General features: G+C 41.3%; 22 protein-coding genes. 6 read left to right on the top strand and 16 right to left on the bottom strand.

Annotation, left to right across the window (positions count from 1 at the left end):
- Positions 1-3 precede the first annotated feature (3 nt).
- The gene (locus ACX9YW_RS11295; RefSeq protein WP_460346352.1) at positions 4-4,191 is read right to left on the bottom strand and encodes a S8 family serine peptidase; all 4,188 of its coding nucleotides are present in this window, start codon (positions 4,189-4,191) and stop codon (positions 4-6) included.
- Positions 4,192-4,577: 386 nt separating this feature from the next.
- Here ACX9YW_RS11295 and ACX9YW_RS11300 point away from each other — a divergent pair, with 386 nt between their 5' ends.
- On the top strand, positions 4,578-5,603 hold the full coding sequence (locus tag ACX9YW_RS11300; protein ID WP_460346354.1) for an Ig-like domain-containing protein: 1,026 nt from the start codon (positions 4,578-4,580) through the stop codon (positions 5,601-5,603).
- A 62-nt stretch (positions 5,604-5,665) separates the two neighbouring features.
- Here ACX9YW_RS11300 and ACX9YW_RS11305 read toward each other — a convergent pair whose 3' ends face one another.
- Positions 5,666-6,133 carry a hypothetical protein gene (locus ACX9YW_RS11305; RefSeq protein ID WP_460346356.1) on the bottom strand — a complete coding sequence of 156 codons (468 nt, stop codon included), beginning with the start codon at positions 6,131-6,133 and terminating at the stop codon, positions 5,666-5,668.
- Between the two features lie 166 nt (positions 6,134-6,299).
- Between ACX9YW_RS11305 and ACX9YW_RS11310 the strand changes: the two genes are divergently transcribed.
- Positions 6,300-7,796: a S1C family serine protease gene (locus ACX9YW_RS11310; protein ID WP_460346358.1), complete on the top strand. Its 1,497-nt coding sequence runs from the start codon at positions 6,300-6,302 to the stop codon at positions 7,794-7,796.
- Between the two features lie 82 nt (positions 7,797-7,878).
- Here the strand turns inward: ACX9YW_RS11310 and ACX9YW_RS11315 are convergent, their stop codons facing one another.
- The 6 genes from ACX9YW_RS11315 to ACX9YW_RS11340 all read right to left on the bottom strand — a co-directional run bounded on the left by ACX9YW_RS11315 (position 7,879) and on the right by ACX9YW_RS11340 (position 13,976).
- On the bottom strand, positions 7,879-8,784 hold the full coding sequence (locus ACX9YW_RS11315; RefSeq protein WP_460346360.1) for an HD-GYP domain-containing protein: 906 nt from the start codon (positions 8,782-8,784) through the stop codon (positions 7,879-7,881).
- A 102-nt stretch (positions 8,785-8,886) separates the two neighbouring features.
- Positions 8,887-9,531, bottom strand: a complete 645-nt coding sequence (locus tag ACX9YW_RS11320) for a hypothetical protein (RefSeq protein WP_460346362.1) — start codon at positions 9,529-9,531, stop codon at positions 8,887-8,889.
- A gap of 165 nt (positions 9,532-9,696) precedes the next feature.
- Positions 9,697-10,683 (bottom strand): 3'-5' exoribonuclease YhaM family protein, encoded by a 987-nt coding sequence (locus tag ACX9YW_RS11325; protein ID WP_460346363.1) that lies wholly within the window; start codon positions 10,681-10,683, stop codon positions 9,697-9,699.
- A 123-nt stretch (positions 10,684-10,806) separates the two neighbouring features.
- Positions 10,807-12,441 carry a DUF4179 domain-containing protein gene (locus ACX9YW_RS11330; RefSeq protein WP_460346365.1) on the bottom strand — a complete coding sequence of 545 codons (1,635 nt, stop codon included), beginning with the start codon at positions 12,439-12,441 and terminating at the stop codon, positions 10,807-10,809.
- Positions 12,419-12,985 carry an RNA polymerase sigma factor gene (locus ACX9YW_RS11335; RefSeq protein ID WP_460346367.1) on the bottom strand — a complete coding sequence of 189 codons (567 nt, stop codon included), beginning with the start codon at positions 12,983-12,985 and terminating at the stop codon, positions 12,419-12,421. The genes ACX9YW_RS11330 and ACX9YW_RS11335 overlap by 23 nt, the downstream gene beginning before the upstream one ends.
- 256 nt (positions 12,986-13,241) lie before the next feature.
- Positions 13,242-13,976, bottom strand: a complete 735-nt coding sequence (locus ACX9YW_RS11340) for a DUF4230 domain-containing protein (protein WP_460346369.1) — start codon at positions 13,974-13,976, stop codon at positions 13,242-13,244.
- A 217-nt stretch (positions 13,977-14,193) separates the two neighbouring features.
- Between ACX9YW_RS11340 and ACX9YW_RS11345 the strand changes: the two genes are divergently transcribed.
- Together ACX9YW_RS11345 and ACX9YW_RS11350 are read left to right on the top strand one after the other, a co-directional pair.
- Positions 14,194-14,886 carry a DUF421 domain-containing protein gene (locus ACX9YW_RS11345; RefSeq protein WP_460346371.1) on the top strand — a complete coding sequence of 231 codons (693 nt, stop codon included), beginning with the start codon at positions 14,194-14,196 and terminating at the stop codon, positions 14,884-14,886.
- A 73-nt stretch (positions 14,887-14,959) separates the two neighbouring features.
- Positions 14,960-15,745, top strand: coding sequence for an HAD family hydrolase (locus tag ACX9YW_RS11350; protein ID WP_460346576.1), 786 nt, complete (start codon positions 14,960-14,962; stop codon positions 15,743-15,745).
- Between the two features lie 94 nt (positions 15,746-15,839).
- Here the strand turns inward: ACX9YW_RS11350 and ACX9YW_RS11355 are convergent, their stop codons facing one another.
- From ACX9YW_RS11355 to pgoN, 4 genes are all read right to left on the bottom strand, one after another.
- A complete protein-coding gene (locus ACX9YW_RS11355) occupies positions 15,840-16,568 on the bottom strand; it encodes a DUF2161 domain-containing phosphodiesterase (protein WP_460346373.1) in 729 nt (242 codons plus the stop codon).
- Positions 16,569-16,576: 8 nt separating this feature from the next.
- Complete coding sequence (locus ACX9YW_RS11360; protein ID WP_460346375.1) at positions 16,577-17,011, bottom strand: NUDIX hydrolase; 435 nt, start codon at positions 17,009-17,011, stop codon at positions 16,577-16,579.
- A gap of 145 nt (positions 17,012-17,156) precedes the next feature.
- Complete coding sequence (locus tag ACX9YW_RS11365) at positions 17,157-17,348, bottom strand: aspartyl-phosphate phosphatase Spo0E family protein (RefSeq protein ID WP_460346377.1); 192 nt, start codon at positions 17,346-17,348, stop codon at positions 17,157-17,159.
- A gap of 268 nt (positions 17,349-17,616) precedes the next feature.
- Positions 17,617-18,459, bottom strand: coding sequence for a glyoxal/methylglyoxal reductase (pgoN, locus tag ACX9YW_RS11370; RefSeq protein WP_460346379.1), 843 nt, complete (start codon positions 18,457-18,459; stop codon positions 17,617-17,619).
- Positions 18,460-18,690: 231 nt separating this feature from the next.
- Here pgoN and ACX9YW_RS11375 point away from each other — a divergent pair, with 231 nt between their 5' ends.
- The gene (locus tag ACX9YW_RS11375; protein ID WP_460346382.1) at positions 18,691-19,548 is read left to right on the top strand and encodes a ferritin family protein; all 858 of its coding nucleotides are present in this window, start codon (positions 18,691-18,693) and stop codon (positions 19,546-19,548) included.
- A 53-nt stretch (positions 19,549-19,601) separates the two neighbouring features.
- Here ACX9YW_RS11375 and ACX9YW_RS11380 read toward each other — a convergent pair whose 3' ends face one another.
- The 4 genes from ACX9YW_RS11380 to ACX9YW_RS11395 form a co-directional block, all read right to left on the bottom strand.
- The gene (locus tag ACX9YW_RS11380; protein WP_460346384.1) at positions 19,602-19,871 is read right to left on the bottom strand and encodes a hypothetical protein; all 270 of its coding nucleotides are present in this window, start codon (positions 19,869-19,871) and stop codon (positions 19,602-19,604) included.
- A 159-nt stretch (positions 19,872-20,030) separates the two neighbouring features.
- Positions 20,031-21,320, bottom strand: coding sequence for an ADP-ribosylglycohydrolase family protein (locus ACX9YW_RS11385; RefSeq protein WP_460346386.1), 1,290 nt, complete (start codon positions 21,318-21,320; stop codon positions 20,031-20,033).
- A 126-nt stretch (positions 21,321-21,446) separates the two neighbouring features.
- Positions 21,447-22,655 (bottom strand): helix-turn-helix transcriptional regulator, encoded by a 1,209-nt coding sequence (locus tag ACX9YW_RS11390; RefSeq protein ID WP_460346388.1) that lies wholly within the window; start codon positions 22,653-22,655, stop codon positions 21,447-21,449.
- Positions 22,656-22,692: 37 nt separating this feature from the next.
- Positions 22,693-23,370 (bottom strand): AlkZ-related protein, encoded by a 678-nt coding sequence (locus ACX9YW_RS11395; protein WP_460346390.1) that lies wholly within the window; start codon positions 23,368-23,370, stop codon positions 22,693-22,695.
- A 159-nt stretch (positions 23,371-23,529) separates the two neighbouring features.
- On the opposite strand from ACX9YW_RS11395, the gene ACX9YW_RS11400 reads away from it, so the two are divergent.
- The gene (locus ACX9YW_RS11400) at positions 23,530-24,201 is read left to right on the top strand and encodes a spore coat protein (RefSeq protein WP_460346578.1); all 672 of its coding nucleotides are present in this window, start codon (positions 23,530-23,532) and stop codon (positions 24,199-24,201) included.
- Positions 24,202-24,263: the final 62 nt, after the last annotated feature.

A 24,263-nucleotide genomic window follows, 5' to 3' on the forward strand; every position in this document is an offset into this window, starting at 1 on the left:
TAATTAATTTGACGTTTTAGGGATGGGAATAGTTGCATAATTGTTTAAAATATTTTCATTGTAAGAATCGTAGTTAGCTGTAATATAACTTAAGTCCAAAATATCAATCGTGCCATCTTGATTGATATCGCCCATTTCGGCTGTGGCATTTGTTGCCCCAAAGTATCTTGATAGAATCGCAAGGTCTAAAATATTGATGACGTTATCATTATTGATATTTCCAGCCAACATTACTGCACCCCATTTTACGGAGACGTCGTCTGGCGAATAAATACCGTCGTTTTCGCTAATCAGCTGAAGTCCTGTCATAATCCCTGGTAAATGGCCTGGGACGAATAAACGAACCGTGAAGGTTTGATCGGCCGGCAGTCCCTCAATCGTAAAGGAACCATCAGCGTGTACTATTCCTTCAATGGTATGACCTCCGCTATAATGGTTTGTCTCCGCAAACCAATAACCGCCCCAAGATGCATATACTTTAATGCCCTTTTGGCTGAAATCAGTTCCATCCTGGTAGACTTCTGGGAAAAAGCTATTGACATGCCCAATAATCTTTTGATTCGGTGCGTGGAGCACAACTTCGCCATTTACGGCAAATGATGTCCTATGCTGGACTTGACCTGTTTTATCTAAGCTGACAACATTGTTGTCCGTCACCATGATCGTATGGGTTAGGTTTACCTTTTTAATATTGGTAGTAGCCTTAAATTTCAGTTTCATGTAGGGAATGTCTCCGTCCACCCCAGCCACTTCTCCTTTTAAGGCGAGAGCCACTTTATAGGAGTGCATCAATGACGGCTCCTCATCATCACCTGGGAATGGCCCAGGACCAGGTGGTGGTCCAATGATGCCTGGGAACGGAATCCCGATATCTTCACCTGATCCCAGATCCTTTTCAATAATCGTGACATCGCCATAGGCCTTGATTTCCTCGGTTGCTTCGGCGCCTAAAAACTCCATTGTGTTTTCGTCATACATGAATCCTAAGTCACCGCCGATGAATTTTTTCACATAGCGGGCATCGACCGTAACAGCAAATTCCTCACCAAGTTTAATATCCTTGTTAGGACCTGTGATATATTGCGTTGGTGAGCCGACGTGCAGCTGTAGATAAGATGGATTATGCGGACGCTCGCTATAGTTATGGGCTGGTGTCGTTGCTTCAACAGCAATTCGATTATGACCTGGATCGACTTTAATTTCTCCTTCAAATGTTCCATCCGGATTTGCGTAGAAGAAACCCGAATCATTTGTTCCTGCGAGATCGCCACCATTAGAACGGTCATCGACAATATAGCGAACACTATAGTCGATTTTCACAAGCTCGCCTCGACCCATACTCGGATACATTCCTTCAACACGGCCGGAGATTTTGTAGGTCTTTGATTCAGCGATAAAGTCAGAGGCCTTAATGATCACGTTCGGCTTTTCACGCTCGATAAACAGATCCGATTCAATCCATTTTACAAAAGGTGGTGCTAAAATATTATCTGGAATCTTGGCAAATCCTACTAACGCTATCACATACTTACCATCAGGTGCATCCATTCGTTCCGGTGACCACCATGGTTGAAAGGTGCCATCCCACTCTACCGTATATTCGCCAGCCTCCAATGCCGGATGTTCCGCATCAGCAACATAACCAAAAGCTGCGCCCAGATACCCTCCAGTCACGGTGTCATAAAGCTCCGCAATGACGACTTCCGCTTTGTTGTATAGGCCGAACTTGACTGGTAGCGTATCACGGTTTCCATCACCATTTGGCGAGAAATGCGCATAGTTAATCTCGGCCTTTGAAAAGTCGTCGCCTCTGTTAACAGCACCGACAAAGCTAACGAATGGCAAATGGATTTCTTCCCCTGTTTCCACATTGGTTAAGTAAATATAGCCTTGATATTCACCAGCTGGTGTTGCGGCCGGAACAAGGATGGATACGTCAAACGATGTGGTTTGGTTGGCAGAGAGTTGAACTGTTTCCGGTACGGATAGCGTCACATTATTGGTTTGCTCAGGTGCTGTCAATTGATAGTGGACGCGGTACGTCTGATCTTTGCCTGCTACATCTTTTAATAAAATCGACTTCGTCTTGGACACTGCCTCGGTTTCGCTCGGAGAAATTTCGCCGAAACGAACATTTCCGGTGTAATAGTCTGTGCTGTCTAGATGTCCATCACGATTTCCGTCTGCTTTGGTTTGGTCCAATACCATGGCTAAGGCGTTGGTGTTTAAGGCTTTCATGCCTTGAACACGTCCAGCCCCTTGGTCAAACACCGTGTATTTTGGTGTTTCAAGAATTTTTGTTGTATTCATGAGTGCTGCTTTAATATCAAAATGCGAGTAGTTCGGATTTTTTTGCTTTAGTAGAACTGCCAGACCCGCTACATGTGGTGCCGCCATGCTGGTTCCATCCATCGTTTGATAGGCTTCCGTATAATCACCACCATAAGTAGCAATGGAGGAACGAATATTCGCTCCAGGTGCGACAACATCTGGTTTAATATTTAAGTTGTTAGATGGACCTCTGGAACTAAAGCTAGTAATCTCATCGCCTTGGGACACAACGGATTCGAAAGTACCAAAATCAAGCATAAATTCATCATCCGGGTACGTTTGCGCTACTTTTAACAGCACCTTGCCCGCTTCCTCGCTCATGCTGTAGGTTGGGATGTAATCGCCTGCACCAAGATAGAAGTTGATTGGCCCTTTGTATTGACTATCTTTGTCAAAAATAAAGGCCGCAATCGCACCAGCTTTTTTAGCATTATTGATTTTTTCAATAAACGTCACATCACCACGAGTGATTAGAACTGCTTTGCCTTTGACATTACTCTTGTAGTCGCTGTTCGTTCCTTCTCCAACATAGACAAGCGGGACTCTTGACCAGTTTTTCGCATAGCCTTCTGGGCCATCAGCTTGGTTCCAAGCCATTACCTTGATTGGAAAGGTAGATTTAATTTTCGTAGATTCATTGACTTCTTCATTTGTTGTTTGAACCGTTGACGACTGGTCAGGTCTGGTTTCAATGTTCGATCCCTTCGCTATTGGTGACTGGTCAGTTTTAACAGTTGCTGAATTTACATTCTGCCAGTTTGCCGGGTCTCGATAGTAGAGATCCACACTCCCTGTAAAACGAGTGTTTGCTAGTGTCGACGCCCCAACTGAAATCGCCATATCAGAGGAAGCTGGTGAACCAACGGAATAACGGCCACGGACTCCTTCATTCCCGTTTGATAAGACGACGGTTACTCCATTAAGGATCGCGTTATTGACGGCAATCGCCGATGGCGAATACGGGTTGTGCTCCTGCCCGTTTCCTAAGGAGAGATTAATGACATCCATATCGTCCTCGACGGATTTTTCAATTCCGGCAATGACATCCGAGTCATAACCTGAACCGCCAGGACCAAGTACCCGGTATGCATATAGGTCCGCTTTTGGAGCAACCCCTCGTACACCATGGCCTGAAACGTTTCTACCTAGGATGGTTCCGGCGACGTGGGTACCGTGAGTCGTTTCATTTAACTGACCATCCGGTTTTGTTTCGTACGGGTCAGAGTCCATATCGACTAAATCATAGCCACCCTTAAAGGCATCTTTTAAATCAGGATGAAGATAATCTACACCTGTGTCAATGACACCCACCTTCATTCCTTCACCTTTGAAACCGGCTTCATTCATCTCCCATCCACCGATGACAGGAACACCATCAGAAGCATCTTCCGAATAAATCGGGGTTGCTGTAACAATACCGTCTTCATAAATCGCTTTAACGTTAGGGTTTTCCGCTAGTTCCGTAATCTTATTACCAGGTATTGTCATCGCCATACCGTTCAGAACACGGTCGTATGTATGCTCTATGATGACGTCCATTCCTTGTTTCGTTAAGCCTTGAATAAAGTTCGTTTGAGTTGCTTGGATTGTCTTAGCCTTTTGTTTGGAAATATCACCCACTAGCTCGACAATCACATTAACTGGATTCGAGGTTTTCGTGTTTATCGTTTCCTCGATGTAAACCTTTTCCTGCCGGGCTAACTGTTTTAATTGGTTCAGCTTTAGCGTATTAACGGCTTGGATTTGATCCCATTGTGATGGTGTTTGTGGCAGTGGCTGTGTGGCCGCAAGCACATTCACCGGGGTTATCAGCAACACCGATAGCGCACCAGCTAAAACACGATTCATCTGCTTTTTCAATCGATTTCCCCGCTTTCTATTTTTTGTGCAACTCCTCTTTCACCCCTGACCCCCTTCTAGTTATTTAGTACTGCATTTTTCATTCTCTTCAAAATGGGTAAAACTGTCAATATTATCATAGAATCATAACTTTTAATCACTTGCAGTAAAACGTCTAAATTAAATCAACCGTTATAAGAGTTATCCTTTCTCTTTTACACTATATAACCATAGTAAAATAGCTATTTTTCCCGAATGCCGTCGAAAAATATATCTTGCATAATTAGTAATATTTGGTAATTGCGGATTGTCCAGATGATTCTTCTTTCTTGGAATATGGAGTATCCACTAATTTATATGAATGGTATAATTGACTGTATATTACAAAAATTGTAGGGGGAGTATGTTTGAAAAAGTGGATTGCTTGGGCTGGAATGATAGGATTGCTGCTCTTACCAACAAGGGAATTTCAGTCGGTTTCTGCAGCTGGCTTAGACTATTGGGATATCATTGAGGAAACGGAACCAAATGATGATTTCGAACAGGCAAATGAACTGCCAATTGGAACGGTAGTGTCGGGAACATTTAAGGAAGAAGACGTTGATATTTTTAAAGTAACCGTTTCAAAGAGTGACAAATTTGTCGTTCTTGGTCACGAACAGGATGACCAAAATCTACTTTTTATTCTATTTAACGAAAATGAAGACCAAGTGGAACCAAGCGAATGTGCTCAGAGTGACAACGGCGCCACGAAAGTATGTATATACGATATCCCCCAAGGTACCTATTATATTGGAACGATTGATGGAGAAAATCTAGCTACTGGGGAACCATATATTCTACTTACTAGTATGCTGGCTGATTTCAATTTAGATGAGGTGGACGAAGGAATCGGCGAAGAAGGAATGCACGTAAAAGGAGGTATCGAGCTTGACACTACTGCACCTGATGCTCCGATTGTAAATCCCGTCGATGATAACGATAAAGTTATTACAGGTACGGCGGAGCCTGGCTCATATGTACACCTGAAGTTGAACGGCGAAGAAATGGATTTGGAGACAATCGCTGAAAATGATGAGCATTTTTCAATAAAGATTGATCCACAGGTTGCTGGAACGAAGATTGAGGTTTGGGTTAGTGATGAATCCGGAAATCAAAGTAAAGATACAAAAACGATTGTCCTTGATAAAACTCCCCCTAAATCACTAGTTGTAAGCACGATTACCTCAAGTACGAAAACGATAACTGGTAAAACGGAAGCAAAAGCTCTTGTCGAGGTAAAGGTAGGAACCAAGGTATTTGGGAAAACCACTGCTGATAGTAAGGGCAATTTTAAAATAACCATCAAGAATCAGAAAAAAGGCACTAAACTTACGGTTGTGGCAACTGATAAGGCAAAAAATAAGAAAACCGTTACTTTGACAGTTAAGTAGTGTTTATGGGCCCCTTTCAACTCGGAAAGGGGCTGTTGTTTTGAGCTGAAGCTTGCCCACGATTAATAATCCCATTTCACCACTCGGTACAGACTTTCCATTACTGCTAAAGCCTCTGCCTCTTTCCCCTTTGGGATTGGGATAAAAAATAAACTAATTTGTTTCGTATCACCGAAACCAAATTCAATTTGAAACAAAAGACTTTCTTGGTAAACTTCCAATCTTTGAAACTGGGCAAGACGGTTCCAAGCTATAAAAATAATATCCCCAATTAACACGCCATCAGTGCAAATGTACACTTCGGTTGCTTGTGGCAGTGTTTTTCGGTACGACTTCAACGCACTTCCCTTCGGTTGGACGGAAGCAATTTGGTTAGGTTCATAAGTCCAATGGGCGAGAAATTCCTTTGTTCCATCATCAATCACTTTTTTGACGGCTATGGTTTTTTTCCGATCAAGCCATCTGATTAGATAATAGGTGAGTAGCCCTAGCAAAAACGTTCCTGCAAGAACATAAAGGACAATATCCATTCCTACACCTCCATTTCGATTAAACCCAATTAATCTATTACTATGATTATGAGAGTCTGCCTTATTCAAGACTTTGCTGGAAAAGATTTTTACGGACAACATACTATTTTCCTATTTATGAATATATTGCAATGATAAATTTCAGAATTTTCATAAACTTCATGAGGTGAGTGTATTGAAGAAAAAGGCTCTTTTCACGGTTCCAATCAGTATATTACTCATTGCTGCTATTGTGGTCTCGTTTTTTCTAATGAGTATAAAGCCTGATACATCGAAGATACAGCAGGCCCATAAGCTGCATGAATATACAAAACCATCGGTTGTACGGATTTTGGATTACGCTTATGTGGACTGGGAATATTCCGGAACGAATGCAGATGTCGATGAATATTTAAAATCGAAAGGATACCAGTCAGTTGTATTAGGTTCTGGCTCCGGAGCGATTATTAGCTCTGATGGTTATATCGTTACCAATGCCCATGTTGTCCAATATAACCTAATGGAGGATGTTGCTATTGCCACAGCCTCACTGGAACTAATGGCCACTGAAGTTTCAAGGATTTATGGCTATACTTTTGAAGCAACCTGGGACTATATGCTCGATTATGTACGGTATGCGAAAGTTGAGAAGGGACTTAAGGTTTGGCTCCCAGGTGGGGACAAATTTAGTGGTGAAATCAAGAGTGCTGGTGAGTCGATTGGAAAGGATGAAGGAAAGGACGTTGCTGTCATCAAGATTGAAGGCCGTAATCATCCAACATTGGCTCTAGGCGATTCCGATAAAATTCAAAACCAGGAAAGCATTTGGGTTGCCGGTTACCCAGCTGCTGCTGAGTCAGATATATTATCAGCAGATTCCATCCTCGTTTCCACAATGAATGATGGTAAAATTTCTGCCACCTCCAAGAAAACTGAACACGGAAGCCCTGTCATTCAAATTAATGCCGCTGCCACCCATGGTAATAGTGGTGGTCCGGTAATTAATGAAAAGGGTGAAATTATCGGCTTACTGACTTTTAGAGGTGATACGGTAAACGGCCAAGAGGTGCAAGGGTTTAATTTTGCGGTGCCAGTCAATACCGTGCATGAGTTTGTCGCCCAATCGGGGGCGAGCAAGAAAAAAAGTGACACGGATACGCTTTATAAGGAAGGACTCACTTTATTCTGGGGTGGCTATTACAAAAATGCCTTGGATAAATTTGAGGCCGTACAAAGGATTTACCCGAATCATTCCGAGATTAAACGTTATATTACCGAATCGGAAGAAAATGCTGGTAAGAGCAAAACATTGTGGTCAGACTACAAAACAGTTTTCTACATTTTGGATGGTGTGGCCGGATTACTTGTGATCGTACTAATGATATTTACGTTTGTTGTGAAACCGAAGCAACCGGTTCAGGTCGTTCAAGCTGTACAGCAAATGCAGCCGATTCAATACACTCAGCCTTCTGTCCAACCAGTTTTGCCAAGTCAACCAGTGCAGCAGATACCGCAAGTTCAGCCAACACCGCCTGTTCAACCGATGCAGACATCCGAACCAACTCAACCACTATCTGTCGAAAATTTAATTACTGATCTAAATAAAGACGGAAAAATCGACATCCAAGACATTCTCCTCGCCTTACAAGAACAACAAAAAAAGCAAAACAACAACGACCAATAAAAACACTTTAACACTTTAAAGCGTGTGGGGACTGTCCCCACACGCTTTAAAGTGTTAAAGTGCATTAAAAATATATATGGTGTTACAGTTTTCCTTCTTCAATTAGGACTTTTTCGAATGCTTGGACGACTTCGGGGTCATAGAGTGTTTCAGAAAAGCGGTTGATTTCGGCAAATGCTTCAGCGGCGGTCATGGCTTTACGGTAAACCCGATCTTCAGTCATAGCATCAAAGGTATCGCTGACGGCGATGATACGCGATTCAATAAGAATTTCGTCACCCTTTAATCCCAACGGGTAGCCACTGCCGTTTAAGCGTTCGTGATGTTGCTCGATAATCACCGCTACATCCTCGTATGAAGTATTTCGTACCAAATGTGCACCATCAGTTGGATGTTTCTTGATTATGGTGTATTCCTCATCTGTAAGCCTACCTTGTTTATTTAAAATCGCTTCTGGCACATGAATTTTACCAATATCGTGGAGGTAGGATGCGGTTGTTAAATTAGCCACTTGTTCTTTTGTTAATTTCATTTTTTTGGCTATTTTAATAGAATAATTGGCAACCCGGTCACTATGCATATATGTATAGCGGTCTTTAGCTTCCACTTGCTTAACAATATCCACTAGAGCCGACATTTTTTTACTCAAATGAACAAAGGTAGGTTCGGTTGTCATCCATAAAATTGTTACATTTGAGAGAGCGGTAAAATGAATATGATCGGTTAGGTCTCTTGCTGAAAAATAATCCTCTGGCCCTAGGATAATCTTTTCATCATTTAATTCACACATTAATTCACCCGATAATATAAAATAAAACTCTAAAATACTAGGATTCTCGCTTGGATAGACATAAAATAATTTATCCTTTTCGATTTCCAATGTCAGGATTTCGACACCATCACCATGAGCTAATAAACTAAATTTACTTTTATTGTTGATAACAGTCTCTAGAGACTCTCCTTTTTTACTTAAATTAAACCCTTCCAACCTGCACTCCCCCCTTCCAGTATTTAATGCAAAAACGAGTTCCTAATAAGAACCCGTTTCCTTTGCTTATTCTATTTTATCAGAAAATGGACAAGTATAGAACTACAGTTCACCAACAATTTGAATGGGGTCTATTTGAACGGTCACTCCGTTAAAATTAACAGGCACCCAATAGCGTTTTGCTTCAAAACCTAGCTTGTTAGCATCTTTAATAGCTTTCATAGATACTTTTTTAGTATCTTCATAAACTTTAGCAATTCTTTCACTTAACTTCTTCACATGTTTTTCAGTTACTTTTTCGACCTTTACAGTGTCGACATCGCTCGCCATTTTTGCAAAAGTTTGATTTGAGCTCTCTTCACTTACGACAGAATCCTCAATTTGTTGCACTGCAAGTAGAATCGTTGGAGACGCTTCACCTGGATCTACTTGTTCTTCAAAATTAACCTCATTGTCAATTATTATTGCCCCGTATTTTTCATTTAAAAAAACTTTTACTTGTTGAGCAATTTCATCATTTGCCTGTGGACTCGCATTTAACTTGGCAAGATTAGCCACATATTCCTCTTGAAGATTTGCTGCAGTCACTACTCCTTGTTCAATGATGTCCAAAATTTCAGCATTTGCTTTTTCCGCAACTGCATTAGCTTTATCAATGTCTTTAACGGTTGATTTGCCTGCCATCGCACTTGTGCCAATGCCAAAAACCAATGTTGCTGAAAATAAAAGTGATAGCCATTTTTTCAAGTCCATAACCCCCGTTTTGTTTTCTGCTTTTTACAGAATTTAAATAATTTGGTGTCCAATACCTAATACTTTAAATATAATGTTTCGACGACGATTATGCTAGTAATTTTTGTAATATTTAGTATTTACAGTTGGGAAAAAACTTTTCCAATGGTGAGTTTGCAACTACTCAAGATTCTTTGGTTTATAAATTTTACCCAATCCCCACAACTTTTGAACTTCTCCCTCTTTCATTCCTTCGGTTGCTTTGGCGACCATATTGATTTTAGCATCCAGATTATCAATCATGTGACAAAGGTGACCCTCTAGGGTAATCGGCTCAGCTGTGCTGCCCCAACCATTGCTAAGCGGGCCGTGATGGCTAGAAATGATATTCATTAATTCATAGACAACCGTAATTTCTTCAGCGGAAACAGGACGTGTGTTGCGAATCGCCACAAGCTTGCGATCAATCATTTGGTTGACGATTTGAATATGTCCTAAAAATTGTCCAATTAGCGTGTACTCAGGGGCACTATAATCCTTGGTCATCTCAATAATTTTTCCCATGTCATGTAGAGTCAGCGCGGCATACATTTTACTACGATTGACGATCTCACCGTATTGGTCACAAACGCTTTTAGCAATCCGCAATAGTGACAATGTGTGGTACGCGAGTCCACTTCGGAAATTGTGGTGCATTTTCACAGCGGCGACATGATACATAAACGCCTTCTTATGATCTTCAAACAGCTCGGAGGTAATTTGGTGAAGGATCGGAATCTTAATTTCATCGATAAAGGCGCGAATTTCCGCCTCCATGCTTTCCGGTAATTCCGGTGCCATCTCCAGAAATTCACTGTAATCGACCTCGCCTTTTTCGGTCATCCGGAAGCTTGAGATGGTCATTTGAACTTGTCCATTGTATTCCGAGGCGTCACCGGTCAAAAATAGCATCGCGCCATTGGTGAAGACCGTTAAGATTTCCTCAACACTTCTCCCACCAAAGCCATTATTCCAGAGTTTGCAAGCTACTAATTTATGTTTTTTAGCCACCGTGACATTTAAATACGGGTCGCCTTTTTTCGTCTTATCAGCCTTCACTTCTTTAACTAGGCAATAGCCCTCAAACGCCTCACCTGGGACAACCTCTAATAAACATGTAACTGCCATTTTGTTTTCCTCCTCGTTAATGATTTTCCGTTCTTTTACTTTTCACCTTATTATATCGATTTTCTTTTATTTCTGGCAAAAAAAAGCCCGCGTAAGATCAATTCCTTACGCGGGCTTTTGATTCTAATAGAGTGGAACCTTCCACTTTTCTGCTAGTTCATAATAACGAGTTGCCGAGATTAAATGCAGGGTGACCTCTTCTGGAACTTCCTTTAAGTCGTAGGTCATTAAAGTATCGTTTGTAATAAAGCGACCTTGCTTATCCTTTTCATCATGAATGGAGCTAGACTTTAGTAGCGGGTAGGATTCGCCTTTATCATCAACCAAAACCCACACGCCAGGAAGGCTTGCCTGACCACTTTCTCGTCCACCTTCCATTTCAATCGTGAAAACCGATTCTGTTTCAATTGGCATCAATGATTTTTTCAGACCCAATTTAGTTTTCTTTTTCGCTTCTTTTATGGTGATAAAATTGCCCTCGAATTCAAAGGAAACAGGCTCTTTTCTTAGGTCTTCCGGCTTAAACTTGAGGGCTAGTTGCGCTGGCTCGGTTTTAAAAATACCATCAACCACGAAGGTTAACTTGCCGGGATTTTTTTCCGGAACGAACGAGAAATTATTGAATGTATGCCCAATTTTGCCGTAATCGCCGCCGGTTGATCCTTGAATAAATCCAAAGCTAGTCGGATGTCCTTTGTCTTTTACGAAACGGTTGTGATACATGATGGTTTTCCCTTGCTCATTTTCAACATGGAACTGTAAGTCACTGCCAAAATTTGCGATATCTTCATCTGCCGCTATCCCGAATTGCTTCTTCTGCTCTTCGATTTGTTGCTTCACCTTGGGCAGTTCTTCTTTGGAATAAGAAGTTTCATAGTCGATTTCGGTGGAAGATGGTGCAAATCGTGCTTCTTTCATTCCAATGAGGATATCAAAATGATTGGCCTTCGCAAAGTCCAGTGGCACTGTTGTTGTTGCTTTTAGACTTTCGGTTAAATCGACTGGAACGGTGAGTTGCCAATTTCCCTTTTTGCCCTTGATATTTTTTAGTTCAAAATGAACGGATACCTTTTCTGGGACCTTTTTGTCACGTATTGAGAATTCAACCATTCCGTAATCCTCACGACTCGACCAGCCCATGTTCGAATAGTCAAGTTCCTTTCCATTTGAATCAAGGATGGTAACGCGATTATCCTGATTGAAAAATTCAATATTGGCTGGCAGCAATTTTTGCTGTTCGTTTAAGAGCTGATAAGAAATGGCAATCCGTGATGAATCCGCCACTATATCTTCTACTTTAAAGGTAACCCCGTTATCACTTACCTCTTGGTTGATTCGTTTCGAAAAGCCCGCCTCCGAAGCCATTCGTAACCCTTCATCAACCTGGTCAGTTGTAAACAGGCCGCCAATCCACTTCGCAAACGCAGGATTAACGGTGGCACTTAAGCCGACGGCCAGAATAACTCCGGCTGCTGTGACAAGAATGCGGTTTAATGGGCGATTTCTCTTTTTGATGCTGCCTATTTGAACTTGCGTTGGATATGGTTCTAACTGATTGAGTACAGTATCGGCAAAATGATCTGGTAATACTGGTGTTTGTAGGGTGTCTCTTAAAAATTGTTCCTCATCTTTCAGGCCAGCGACTTCCTGCTGACAGGTTTCACAGCTTTCGAGATGCTGGGTGATTTGTATATTCTCTTGTTCTGTTAAAAGTCCATCCGTATAAAGGGCAAGCTTATCTGCCTGTTGACACGTCATGAAAATAGCCTCCTTCGCGTTTTACGGTTTCACGCAATTTTTTCTTAGCCCGATGTAATTTGTTGCGGACCGTTGAAAGCGGTACTACCATCAGTTCACTAATTTCCTCATAGCTTAGCTCATTAGCGTATTTGAGAAGAATGATCATCCGCTCATCCTCTGGGAGCCCTGCGATTAATCGCTCTAGCTGGCGGTTTTTTTCTTTCTTTAGAAAAATGATCTCCGGATGATTTGGGTTTTCAAGGATGATATCGTCAACTGCTACTTGGTTGTTCTGGTGGCGCTTCTTGCGGAACTCATCCATACAATGGTTGATGGCCACCCGGTAGAGCCAGCCCGCAAAAGACCCTTTACCATCATATTTACCAAGCTGGTGATACACCTTAATAAAACTCTCTTGAACAAGATCCTGAGCATCCTGTGGGTTCTTTGTCATCCGGAGAATTGTCGCATATAACTGATTTTTATATTTATTGATAATATGGGCATAAGCCTGCTTATTTCCAGCCAACACCTCATGAATCCACTGTCTTTCTTCTTCCACTCGCGAATACCTCCTTAAGTAAACGATCGTGCGCACGTCCTCGTTTATGTACTCACCTAATATAACGAGCCCAACCAAAAAAAAATTTCACCCAAAAACAAAAAAAGAAAAATAAATAATAAACAGAAAACACTTTAGCGCTTTAAAGCGTGCGGGGACTGTCCCCGAGTTTTTTAAAACATTAACGCACTAAAGTGCGTTAATGTTTTAAAAAATATACATGCTTTAAAGCGCTAAAGTGTTTAGTTTAGTTTGGTTAGTTGAATTGGATTTGGATTTGGTAGCCGAGTTGGTTGAAGAAGTTGGTTAGGATTTTCGTGGCGCTTTCCTCGGCTTTTTCTAATAAGCCCATTTGGGTTGCTTCGTTTTCAATGGCGCTGTTTGCTTTTGCTGCCAGGTCGAAGCCTTCGTCCCATTTTACTTCACTGCGAAACAGCCCTTCCTCTGAATAGGTTTGCACCTTGTCCATTTGGATGGCAGGTCCACCAATCATCGTTGCATGTGGAAGGGTCATCTTGATGAGCTTGTTTTCCTCGTCGACTTTGATGTCATTCTCTGTAACCTGCTGCAAATCGACTCCTGCTAAGACAGTGGCTGGTACAATCAGCAGCAAGGTCCGCTTCGTCCCAGGCAAATCAAAGCTAATTTCGTGATTAAACAGTTTATTATCCTCTTCCTTAATAATGGTCGTCACCATCGCCTCAGCCGTTGTGAGCGTCGCCAATTCCTGAACATTTTCGACAATGTTCATTGTCTCGCTTAACGAAGAGTTACCTGTAAAAACTTTTATATATAAAAACGTACCAGCAACTAAAATTAGCAAACTAGTAAATACGATTAATGTTATTTTTAACTTGAAAAATCGACCGAGTAACGGAAACCAGGTAAGGTGGCTTCTCCCCCTACTACCCATTGTCATCGCAGCCGCCGCTACTGTTTCATTACTGCCGGCTAAAACTTCTTCCAAGGCCTTTTGGTTTTGTTTATTCATCCTAACATCCCCTCTTCGGTTATGCCTATGTCTATTTTTGTCGTAAAATAGTTGACGCATTATTAGCTAGTATAGTAGATAAATTTTTTTATAGCAATGAATCATGCCACAATAAAGAAGGGAATTATTGACTGAAAATAACCGATATTTCTGCATAAAACTTCCATCGACTATGCATGATAGTAGAAGTATCTTTCATTAGGCAGGTGATGAACAAATGATAAATGTTGGTAATTTGACGATAGAAATCCTCGTTGGTTTTTTCACATTATTTATCATTATTAATTTTGTTGGCCGAAAAATTATCAGTCAGATTACTCCCTTTACTTTTATTTCCTCGGTTGTCCTAAGCGAACTATTAGGAAATGCCCTTTACGACAATAAGGTTAACGCTCTTCATATCATCTATGCGATGGTCCTTTGGGGAATATTATTGTTTGTTGTCGAATGGATCGGCAGGAAGTCATTATTTTTCCTTCGTATTTTTCAAGGAAAACCGGCCTGTTTAATTAATAATGGCGTCATCGACCGTGAAATGATGAAGAAATGCCGAATGAATCTTACGCAACTACAAAGCATGCTCCGGCAAAGCGAAACCTTTTCCATTCGTCAGGTTGCTTATTGCTATCTCGAGCCCAGTGGTGCCATCAGTATTTTAAAAAAGCCCGAATACAAAGAACCAACACTTGGTGATTTAAAAATTGAAAAACCAACCATCCATGTTCCTGTCACACTTATCCGTGATGGCAAGCTTTTAAAAAAGGAATTAGCCGAAATTGGCAAAGATGAAGACTGGTTAAAAGCTCAACTAGAATCGCAAAATTTAAACGAATATAAGGATGTTTTTTTAGCAGAATGGCAGGAAGGCGAAGGGATATTCGCACAAGCCTATATGAAACCGCCCCGATAGGATGACGCTCAGCAGGGCACCATCCTTTTTCGATTGTGGCTCTTATGATACATTTAGGCCAAAGGGAGTTGAGATTTTGGTAAAAGCGATTCTATTTGATTTAGATGATACCGTTATTTGGGATAAAAAAAGTGTCCAAGAGGCTTTTGAAGCTACTTGTTTACTGGCGAAAAGTCGATATGGGGTTGATCCAGAAGCACTTGAAATTGCTGTTCGCCGCGAAGCGCTGAAGCGATATTCTTCATATGATTCCTTTGAATTCACTAAACGAATAGGCATCAACCCCATCGAAGCACTATGGGCGACTTTTAACGAGGGGAATCATCATTATTTCCGTTATTTAGAAAAAATCGCGCCAAGCTATCGGATGGGTGCCTGGACAGCCGGATTGCGGGAACTGGGTGTGGATGATCCACCGTTTGGTGAGCGACTGGGTGAAATGTTTCAAGCCGAACGGCGGAGTCGGCCAATATTATATCACGATACTTTAACAGTGCTAGATGCGTTAAAAGGAAAGTATAGGCTGTTGCTACTAACCAATGGTGCACCGGATCTCCAAAAAGAAAAAATCGCTGGATTTCCGGGATTGGCTGACTATTTTGATGAAATTGTCATTTCTGGTGACTATGGTGTTGGTAAACCAGACGTGACCATATTTGAACATTGCCTAAAGCTATTATCTGTTAAAAAAGAAGAAGCGATCATGATTGGTGATAATTTAATGACCGATATTCTTGGGGCAAAGACGATTGGGATAAAATCAATTTGGATTAATAGAATGCAAACAGAACGAACTGAAACCGTTTTTGCTGACTATGAAGGTGAGGAGTTAAGTGACATTTTGACCAATCTATCCTGAAAAAATTATTTTAATATAATTAAAGAATTCTGAGGGAGTTCCATTTTTTAGAATAGTGGACTTTTACTTTATCAACGAAACAGAAACATCCAGCTCAGCTATCCTCAGCTAAGCTGGATGTTGCGTAATATTGAACAATTTCCGGGAAGTTGCCGAGCTCCAGTCTGCCTTTTTCGCTGATACGATAGACACCCCTGGCCACTTTTTCAAACCAACCATAATAATTTTTTGTCAATATAGATAGGGTTTTATCGCCTGTCCCTAGGGCACGGAGCGCTTTTGGGGACATCGGGCCATGCTGCTCAAGCAAATAAGAGATTTGAATACAATTCTCCTTATAAGCAGTCATCAGCTTCGTTTTAGAGCTGCCGCCGATATTATGGTCTCCATTCCGCCCATGTATTTCCTTAAGTAGTCGTTCCCTTTTCTTTTTGTTGCGTTGCTTACTTTTCGCGCGATCAAATGGTGTTGGCTCAAACACAACATCGGTTCTGGCACCACTTTTTAAAAAACTTACGACAATCAAGCCAAGCTCCAGCCTACGAACTAAGTGTAAAAGGTCATGCCATTTTTTCGAATTGAGCTTCGTCTTTGGCTTCGGAATGGCAATATATACCTGATCGGTTAAGCGTTGCCTGTTCGTCGCTTGGACGAGGAGGTCAACAGTCAGGCTAAGCTTAAGTTCGATGATAATCAATTCTGCCTCCCTCACCGCGACAATATCACAATGCTCGACTTCACCGTAAACATCGTAACCTTTTCTACTAAAATAGTTGCGGATGGGAGGATAAAGATCGGTTTCAAGAAGTTTCTCTTTGGTCATTTTTCTTCCTACTTATTTAAGGATTCTCGTAATTTTGCAGCCCGTGTGAGGCTTTCTTTTAACCAAGGTGGTGTTTTCGGGTGCAAGAGGGCTTCATCGGTGGTCAGCCAAAGGACGTCATCCACCTCATCAGGGCTTTTCGCAAAAGCTTCACCGCTTTGGTGCTCACAAAGGAAAACGATATCGACGACGTGGCAGTCATCATCGCTGACGAACGAGGTGCTGTACACATAATGTAGCTCGTCCTTGACTTCTATGCCAACCTCTTCAAAAATCTCCCGTTTCACCGTTTTCTCTAATATATGTAGTTGATTTCCATCCCGATCGACCTTCCCGCCAACCAGCGAAAGTGTCCCCCCGGCATGTTCTTCTTTCATACTTCGTAAAATAACTAGCCATTTGTCTTCTTTAAAAATCGCAGCCTCTACATTCACAATAAACAAAGCGAACACCCCAAGCGCCAAATTGTTAGTGTATCCATTCTCTCATAAAAACGACCAAACTGAAAAGTAAAACACTTTAACACTTTAAAGGATGTGGGGACTGTCCCCATGTACTTTAAAGTGCTAAAGCGTTTGTCAGGTAGCTTTATTTATTTACTAGGTTCTGCTCTTGATTTACTAATTTCTGCTCTTGGTAGATATAAATTAAATAGTCCAGTTGCTTACTAACATTGACGGTTTCCATGTTGGTAAGCCCTTTATCGAGACCAATTTGAATCATTCTCATTCGAAGTATATTTATTTGATTTAATAGTTCATTATTAGTTGGATTAATCATCTTCTCATAACCTCATTTACTTCGGCAATCGGAAATGTCAACTTACGAATAATACCATTATGACCAATTACTTACAAATTGAAAATAGTTTCGACAAACAATCCAATAATATGACATATTTCTAGTAAAATAGACCTATAACTTTAGCGCTTTAAAGCATGTGGGGACAGTCCCCTAGTTTTTTAAAACACTAAAGCACTAAAGTGCTTTTGTGTTTTAAAAAATATACATGCTTTAAAGCGGTAAAGTAATAGAGTGCTTAAGCGCACTACTCGGTGAATCCGTTGCTCATGTTGTCCGGGTCTGGACCGATTCGTTCGTCTTTGTTGAGTGCATCAATTTGAGCGATGTCTTCAGCAGTCAGTTCAAAATCAAAGATGTCCGCATTTTCGGTGATTCGATGTTCATTAATCGATTTCGGAATAGTAACAACCCCTGTTTGTACATCCCAACGTAAAATGACTTGGGCAGGAGTTTTTTGATATTTTTCAGCGATAGAGGTAATGGTCGAATCATTTAACAGTTCGCCGCGCTTTAGCGGTGACCAAGCCTCTAATTGAATTCCTTCTCTTTGGCAGAAAGCCAGTAGATCTTTTTGAGTTAAGTGCGGATGGTATTCAACTTGGTTCACCATTGGTTTAATTTCAGCCTCTTTTAATAAATCCTCCAGATGGTGAATTTTAAAGTTACTTACCCCAATTGCACGCACTCGTCCATCCTTGTAGAGCTTTTCAAGTGCTTTCCACGTTTCTTTATATTTGGTTTTCCCTGGCCAGTGGATTAAATATAAATCTACATAATCTAAGCCTAACTTCGCTAAGCTTGTTTCAAAAGCTTGTAGAGTCGAATCATAACCTTGATCGGAGTTCCAGACCTTTGTCGTAATAAATAGTTCTTCACGCGGAACACCTGACTCCCGAATCGCCTGTCCAACGCCTTCTTCATTTTTGTAGACGGCAGCCGTATCAATGCTACGGTATCCATTTTTGATGGCTGCCTTTACAGAATCAATCACCTCTTGGCCTTCCTGCACTTTAAATACGCCTAAACCAAACCAAGGCATTTTGACTCCGTTATGTAATACTGTGGTATCCTGTAAACTTTTTGGCATTTTTCCATTCATCTCCTTTTCATAACTAATATTTAACCTAAAACTACCAAAAGTCAACTGGGATGCTTTAGCACGTTAAAGCATGTGGGGACAGTCCCCTAGTTTTTTAAAACACTAAAGCACTAAAGTGCTTTTGTGTTTTAAAAATATACACGCTTTAAAGCGCTAAAGTAACGTTTTGGGGTATTTGTCATATGATGGATTTGGATAATCTTGGAGGAGGAATTTGTTATGACCACTGCCGGCTGGAGACATTATAGACCAGACACACATATGGCGAATGTGAGTAATCAGCAGCTGCAGCAATCCATCAAACTGATTGTCGAAGCTGTGAAGGGTGAAAAAGAGGATCAGCTTTTTTATGAGTTTCTGATTCAAGAAGCACCGACGCAAGAAGAAAAGGAAATGATCACCACCATCCGTGATGACGAGGCCAAACATAATCGGATGTTTAGGCAACTTTATAAGGAACTCACTAAAAAGGAGCTCCCCAGCGATGTTACTGAAAATTTCACACCACCTGCATCCTATCTTGAGGGAATTAAGCAAGCATTATTCGGGGAATTAAAGGCTGTCGAAAAATACCGCACGATTCGAAGTGGCTTACCTAAACGGCAAGAGCGCGATATCCTTTTTGAAATTATTACGGATGAAATCAAGCACGCTTCCAAATATAACTATCTATTCACGTTAAATTGGACAGCATCCACCATACGAAAGACTGATGAGCAACCTACTATCGACGAAAACGATGAAATGACAACAAAAGGGGCGAACAGAAAAATGAGTGAACAAAATCAAACCATTCTGGCCGAGGGCGAACAACGCGAAACGATCCAAAATACACAAACGTTAGAAACAAAAAATCTGCGGCAGGAATCCGCAGAAATGTCGCTAGCAGAACAGTGGCGTCAATATATCCAGCCACTTGTTCAAAAGGCGGTCCAAGACGCCGAAGAAGGAAGAGACCTAACAGAGCTCTTCCAAAAGTATATTTTGGCAGGTGTTTTAGTGGGTAATCAGTTTACCCATGAGCAAGCGTTTAGGCAGTTAGAGGAATGGGAAGAAAATAGCGACGCAACACCTTGAGCAAATTAAAGGGTATAAAAAAAGGAATCAGATCGTGTTGATTCCTTTTTGCTTTACCCGCGCCAAAAATTGTTTTTTTTCACATAGTTAGTCATCCTGCGATAGTGCCGATTTTCTAAATAAGTAACAACCCACCATTGCCGCACCTGCTTTTTCTCAAGAAAAGTTCCACAGGAGTTGCATTTGATGAGTGATGATTCAACCCTTTGTAAACAGGTATTACAGGAAACTTTTTCTGACCGGTCGAAAAACAGTAAGCCTATTATCACTCTAATGAAATCGATTGCTAAAATGATTCCTAGCACAATAATAAAGATTTTCATGGTATCCCCCCTATCATTATTACTATTCTATTCATATGGTTATTTTTCCTTTAAATGTTAAAAATTAATTAAAAATTCCTAAGTAACGGCGATAAAGTTTTTGTCACAATCCCAAATCCAGCAAAAAGGAGCCGGGTTCCCCCAAGCTCCTAACTAATTCTATTCCATTTCCTCCACCTGACGTTTCGTTTCTTCCTCCATGATTTCTTCCGTTTCCGCCAGTGAGTCAAGCTCCTCTTGTTCCTCAGCCGTGTAGGTAGGCTCTAATCCGTCATGTATTTGTACCAAATGCTCGACCTCGATTCGAAGCCAACGGAGCTCATTTGCTACAATCACAGTCGGTGCCCCTAAGTCTACTAACCGCTCTAAGCGTCGAAAACGAACCTTAACATTCTGCCATTTTTGATTTTTTTTATCAAAATCAGTCACCTCATCATGCAACGTAGCCTTATAAGAATAAATGGTCTCCGCTAAATTCTCCAACTGAACAAGTCTCTCCCCCCGCTCAGCCAACTCCCACATTTCCCTTGTCATTCTGTCTATTTCCTCTAAATAATCGGCATGCTCCAGTAAAGTAGTAGTGTCTTTATCTCTAATCAGGTATAGAATGACAGCCAAATCCTGCAACATTCTTTCGTCTAGCAATCTGTACACATGTTTATATGGAAGTTCCCTAAATCCAACTTCTAGACCTTTTAATCCTCCAGCAATCGCCGCAATCGTGTCGCTGTCGTTCCCTCTATTCGTCGCCTCGATAATGACCTCCTCGAACGTCTTACATTTTAGCAGCCAATAAAACACCCATTTCAGCGTGTGGACCACATATCCGCTAGGCGGACAGTCTGGCTCTTCGCTGTAATCGAGGTCATACATGGTCCCATTAATTTCCGTTTCGATTGAGGATTTTAAAGCCTCTCCATTTAAAAGACGAAACGCAATGCGATTATATATGACACATGCATCGGCAGCGGAATCCTCTAGGTGGGTCATTTTCGACTGAAGTCTAGTAATGGCTTCGATTTTTTCAAGATTGGAATAGGCGAAAGCAATCGGCAAACATCGCATCAGTGTTCCGTTGCCACCACTTTGACCTAACTGCTCATGGGTTTCTTTTGCCGCTTGAAACCAGTCCCCTTGGTAATTCCAGAATGTGTTTGAAATCGTAATCCCTATATCGGGTGGGTTCGTCGCTCGCCACTTTAAAAATTGCTTGCCAATCTCCTCTATCGGATCGGCCGAATTAGTGATAATCCCTTTTGCGACAGCGACCGTCATGGCGGTATCATCTGAGGTTTCGCCTCGTTGAAAACCAAACACACCGCCGCCAAGGATTTTCGTCACTCTCCCGTACTCCTTCTGGATTTGTTCAGGAGTCATGAACTCGGTTGCCACTCCCATCGCATCCCCTAAAGCCAGCCCGATTAAACCGCCCTTCATTTTGTCCAGCATCCATACCACTCCCTTATCGATTTCCATTTTATCTTATCATTCTACAAGTACTTCATATGTGCCTGTAGGAATGATTAACTCAACCGATAAGCCATTTTTTACCGCCTTTATTTTAATATTATCCTATCAGCTTAGAGAAGTTTCGTTAGATGCTGGTTCAGCATAAATTTGATACATTGCCCAAATTTCCTGTTTCACTTCTTCCCGCAGCTGGGCCGGTTCAACGACTTCAACATGCGGCCCCTGTTTAAGAATCCATAATTTAATTCCCATGTATCCGAGCACTTCGACCTGCACATCAACCCAGCCTCCTTTTGCTGATGGCTGTACCTGTGCCTTTGGAAAGTTCCGTTTCAAATACTCGATATTCGTATCGCGCACCTTCATCCGGACCTTCTGTGGTTCACCTCCATGCATTTCCACCGCTTTATGAATGTATTCACCGACATTTATAGACGCGGAGAATTTTTGTTTTAAAACCTCGGAAGCCTCCATCCGGTCTAGTTGCCATGTAAATGGTTTACTATTCTCAGAATCCTTTTTACTAGCAAGCAAGTAAAATTTCCGGTCATGGTAGGTGATGGTGTAAGGCTGAACTTCGCGGGTTTTCGTTTCGCCTCTGTTGTTGGTGTAGGTGAACCGCAATAACCGTTTTTCTGTGATGGATTGGAAGCATGTGTAGAATAATTCAAACAGGTTTTGCTCTTGTACCGCTTCATAATGAAACAGATAGCTTTGGAAAAACTCACGAATTTTAATTTGCTCTTCAATGGAAAAAAGACTAATCATTTTGCCGGAGAATTTTTTCAATTCGTCTTTATTTAAAGTGCGTGATCCATAAAGTAGCAGCAGAACGAATAGTGCATCGTCGATGGTGAAGAAGTCACCTTTTGTATTGAGGCGATAGCCTTTTTCACCACGATTGTATTCCACTAATTTATTACTGTACTCCAAGTATTCATTGATGGCTTTTACATCTCGTTGAATTTGAACTCTGCCGATATCAAACTCCTCAGTTGCCTGTTTGACGACTACCGTTTCTCCGCGTTCAAGGCGTTTGTACACTTCTAATAGGCGTTGCTGGGCGTTAAAGTTTTTTCTAGGCCCAGTCGTTTTGGACCTTGCTTGGAAAATAAGGTCAAAATAGACAGGTTCAACATGGTCCAATTGGTATTGACTCCACTGGTTTGCTTCAAGGAGAGCAAGTGCCCCGTTCCAAGAATGCACCTTATCAGTCGTCTCGATTTTTCCGTTCGGGGATGTTACTTCAAGCCAATAAACACCTTGGTCAGCATATAAATGACAATGGTTGAAAGAGACAACTTTTTTTACCATAAATCTTCACCTCTCCTTTCTTGCCTAAATTTTTACACTAGAGCTTAAAGAGCTTCGTGAAAAATTTCATTGCCTCAGGATGGCTATTTTTTTCGAAATGGGCTTTCAGCTCGTTCTTTGCCATTTCAACTCGAATGTTTCCCAGTGACACCTTGTTTCGCCCAGCCCAATTTTCGATTGTTTCGAATGCAGTCGAGCTCCAGCCGTTTACTTCTCCAAACTCATTTGTTTTTGCTTTTGTACCGGAAACGACGATGTCCATATTGGCCTGGAGTTCAACCAAGGCTTGGTCAAAGGGTTTCTTTTTATCTTTATCCTTCATCCCTGCTTTCACCCTAAGAACTCTTGTATCAATGCCTTCTTCTTCATGGATGATTTTATAAAGTTCTAAAGCTTCACGCGAAACTAGCCCATTAGAATAACGTTCTTCTATGGAGTCATTATTTCCTATAACGGTAAAAACGAATGGGAGCCATTTCCTTGAGATAAGGATGGACTTCTTTTTCAAAAATTTCCCGTAAGCCGCAACTCCATCTACGGGAAACTTTGCCCGCCATAACCAAGGGTCCATTAATGTACCACTATGCCAGTTTTCCTTGGCTGTCATACTTTCGAGCGAAGGATAATGTGGCGTTAAATTGGCGAGGGGGAGAATGCCTAATTCCTGAATGACTTCGATCGCTTCTTCATATGTATTGATCTGATATTTCTTCATACTAGATCATCCCGCTTTCAAAATGGTTATGGTTTTATTATGTAATCCGAAATGATGCTTGTCCATCCAAATCTGGATATTGTTGGTATGAATAACACTTCCCCTTTGAAACAAAATAACAAGGGTTTGAAAATGATCATTAGGAGGAAACCAATTATGATGCAAAACCAACAAGGGCAAATTCACCAAAATATGCACACAGGAAATGTCCCACCACAAATGAATCACGGTGGACATGAAATGTTTGATGTTCATGAGGTTCTTTCTGCTGCAGTTGGAACAATGAACCAATATACCTTATTGCGCCAACATGTGAAGGATCCGGAGCTTAGTGCGATTATGGACCGTCAATATCAATTCATTCAAGATGAATACAACATTACTTTAGAATGTTTCCAAACAGGTAAAGACCCATCTCATCCAACTTCTTCCTATAATATGACACAAGGAAATGACTTTGTTTATGGTCTTACACCGACTCAGCCGAAAAAGCCTTGGACATCCCCAATGGAAATTTCGGATGAATTTATTTCTAGTTCTATGCTAAACGCTTGTAAAGCAAGTGCTTCCCACAAAACCATGGCAGCCTTGGAAACAACCAATCCTGTTGTCCGTCGCGTGCTTGCTGATTCTGTGCCAAACTGCATAGAAATGGCGTATGAGCTCTCTATTTATCAAAACAAGCATCATTATTACCAAGTGCCACAATTGGCTCAAGAGGATATGACTCAGATTCTAAACTCATTTGGACCAGCCCAAGGCACACCACCAATGACAATGAACCAAAATCCGCAAATGCAAATGCCAAATAACAACAATATCAGACACTAAAATATACACCCAATATATCAAAAAGTACGCAATGCCATGGCTTTTGCTCTGAAAAATAAAAA

The organism is Pseudoneobacillus rhizolycopersici, from assembly GCF_054786815.1.

Coding starts and splice junctions, on each gene's coding strand:
- ACX9YW_RS11400 (WP_460346578.1), top strand. CDS start 23,530: ATGCAAAACCAACAAGGGCAAATTCACCAAAATATGCACACAGGAAAT.
- ACX9YW_RS11395 (WP_460346390.1), bottom strand. CDS start 23,370: ATGAAGAAATATCAGATCAATACATATGAAGAAGCGATCGAAGTCATT.
- ACX9YW_RS11390 (WP_460346388.1), bottom strand. CDS start 22,655: ATGGTAAAAAAAGTTGTCTCTTTCAACCATTGTCATTTATATGCTGAC.
- ACX9YW_RS11365 (WP_460346377.1), bottom strand. CDS start 17,348: ATGATTAATCCAACTAATAATGAACTATTAAATCAAATAAATATACTT.
- ACX9YW_RS11340 (WP_460346369.1), bottom strand. CDS start 13,976: ATGAATAAACAAAACCAAAAGGCCTTGGAAGAAGTTTTAGCCGGCAGT.
- pgoN (WP_460346379.1), bottom strand. CDS start 18,459: ATGCCAAAAAGTTTACAGGATACCACAGTATTACATAACGGAGTCAAA.
- ACX9YW_RS11305 (WP_460346356.1), bottom strand. CDS start 6,133: ATGGATATTGTCCTTTATGTTCTTGCAGGAACGTTTTTGCTAGGGCTA.
- ACX9YW_RS11355 (WP_460346373.1), bottom strand. CDS start 16,568: ATGACCAAAGAGAAACTTCTTGAAACCGATCTTTATCCTCCCATCCGC.
- ACX9YW_RS11325 (WP_460346363.1), bottom strand. CDS start 10,683: ATGGCAGTTACATGTTTATTAGAGGTTGTCCCAGGTGAGGCGTTTGAG.
- ACX9YW_RS11385 (WP_460346386.1), bottom strand. CDS start 21,320: ATGCTGGACAAAATGAAGGGCGGTTTAATCGGGCTGGCTTTAGGGGAT.
- ACX9YW_RS11375 (WP_460346382.1), top strand. CDS start 18,691: ATGACCACTGCCGGCTGGAGACATTATAGACCAGACACACATATGGCG.
- ACX9YW_RS11345 (WP_460346371.1), top strand. CDS start 14,194: ATGATAAATGTTGGTAATTTGACGATAGAAATCCTCGTTGGTTTTTTC.
- ACX9YW_RS11380 (WP_460346384.1), bottom strand. CDS start 19,871: ATGAAAATCTTTATTATTGTGCTAGGAATCATTTTAGCAATCGATTTC.
- ACX9YW_RS11330 (WP_460346365.1), bottom strand. CDS start 12,441: ATGACGTGTCAACAGGCAGATAAGCTTGCCCTTTATACGGATGGACTT.